2 protein-coding genes are annotated in these 1,309 nt (G+C 59.9%); both read left to right on the top strand.

Going from position 1 to position 1,309, the window contains the following annotated elements; genetic code table 11:
• Positions 1 to 364: transposase (locus VLI63_RS17620; RefSeq protein WP_409158154.1), on the top strand; the 364-nt coding region annotated here is incomplete at its 5' end.
• The gene (locus tag VLI63_RS17615) at positions 265 to 1,287 is read left to right on the top strand and encodes an IS3 family transposase (protein ID WP_409158155.1); all 1,023 of its coding nucleotides are present in this window, start codon (positions 265 to 267) and stop codon (positions 1,285 to 1,287) included. The genes VLI63_RS17620 and VLI63_RS17615, both read left to right, overlap by 100 nt.
• Positions 1,288 to 1,309 lie beyond the last annotated feature (22 nt).

Below are 1,309 nucleotides of genomic sequence, written 5' to 3'. Positions count from 1 at the left end.
TGAATCGCCCTGGGTATCGTTCCGCTCTTTCCTTTTGGAGGATGGAACTATGACTAACCCTTATCCGGCGGAGTTTCGTGAGCGTGCGCTGCGGATGCTTGCCGAGGCTCGACCCGATCACCTGTCTGATTTCGCTGCCGCTAGCCATGTCGCTGGTCGTCTCGGGGTGAACCCTGAGACGTTGCGGTTGTGGAAGAAGCGTGCCGATATCGATGCCGGCCGTGAGCCAGGGACATCGTCGGAGGCGCAGATCGAGATCAAACGATTGAAGAAGCAGATCGCCGAGTTGGAGAAAGCGAACGAGATCCTCCGCTCTGCGAGCGTGTTTTTCGCCACCGAGCTCGGCCGCCCCTCATCGAGATGATCGCCTTCATCGACAAGATGAAGGATCGCTTCGGGGTCGAGCTCGTCTGCCGCACCATGCGAGCAGCTGAGGTGGGATTCGTCAGCGCCCGCGGATACCGGGCTGCGAAACGCCGTCCCGCGTCCACCAGAACCCTGTCAGACCAGCTCATCGGCGGCGAGATCACTCGGTTGCACGCGGAGAACTACGGCGTCTACGGGGTCCGGAAAATGCATCGCCTGCTCAAACGACAGGGTTGGGAGATCGGGAGGGATCAGACCGGACGGCTCATGCGATCCTTGGGCCTGCGCGGGGTGAAGCGTTCGAAACGGGTATTCACTACCAAGTCCGACCCGGTCGGCAAACGCCCGACGGATCTCGTGCAGCGACACTTCAGAGCCGATGCACCCCGTCGACTCTGGGTCGTCGACGTGACCTATGTGCGCACCTGGCAAGGCTTCGCCTATGTCGCGTTCGTCACCGATGTGTTCTCTAGGCGCATCGTGGGCTGGAACGTCGCCGCCACCCTGAAAGCCGACATCTTGCCGCTGCAAGCACTGGACATGGCCGCCTTCGACGCCGGCGGCGATCTCACCGGTCTAACGCATCACTCGGACCACGGATCGAACTACATGGCTTTGATCTACACGGATCGAATCATGGAACTCGGCGCTGTTCCTTCAACGGGGACGGTCGGGGATTCTTACGATAACGCGATGGCCGAGGCCCTCAATGCGCTCTATAAGTCGGAGCTGATCCGTGCTCGTGGGCCGTGGCGCACCGTCGAACAAGTCGAACTGGCAACCCTGGAATACGTGTGGTGGTGGAACAACCAAAGACTCCACTCCGAGCTCGATTACCGGACCCCGATCGAAGCCGAAACCGAGTATTACGCTGAAACCGAATCACTCTTGAAAGCGACCGCTTCCCAAGAGAACACCTAGGAACGAAACCCAGGGCTATTCA

The organism is Lacisediminihabitans sp. H27-G8, assembly GCF_046156175.1.
Taxonomy (GTDB): domain Bacteria; phylum Actinomycetota; class Actinomycetes; order Actinomycetales; family Microbacteriaceae; genus Lacisediminihabitans.
This window is presented reverse-complemented; position numbering and strand designations above follow the sequence as displayed.